This window comes from Parafrankia sp. Ea1.12, assembly GCF_900465275.1.
Classification (GTDB): domain Bacteria; phylum Actinomycetota; class Actinomycetes; order Frankiales; family Frankiaceae; genus Parafrankia; species Parafrankia soli.
This window is the reverse complement of the sequence record NZ_UBIZ01000317.1, coordinates 1-231: the sequence shown is the minus strand read 5'-3', so window position 1 is coordinate 231 and position 231 is coordinate 1. Positions and strand designations below refer to the sequence as shown.

General features: G+C 71.9%; 1 protein-coding gene. It reads right to left on the bottom strand.

The features are described 5' to 3' along the window. The coding region (locus tag FMEAI12_RS17000; RefSeq protein WP_200835317.1) for a PLP-dependent transferase at positions 1-231 on the bottom strand (231 nt) is incomplete at both ends.

Genomic DNA, 231 nt, shown 5'->3' with positions numbered 1-231 from the left:
TGAACTTCGTGGCCGAGTGCAGCACGACGTCAGCCCCATGCTCAAGCGGGCGGGCCAGGTAGGGCGAGGCCAGCGTGTTGTCGACGAGCAGCGGTATCCCGGCCTCGTGCGCGACCCCCGCGACGCCGGCGATGTCGAGGACGTTCCCGCGCGGGTTGCCGATCGTCTCGCCGTAGAACGCCGCGGTGTTCGGCCGGATCGCCGCGCGCCAGGCGTCGAGGTCGTCCGGGT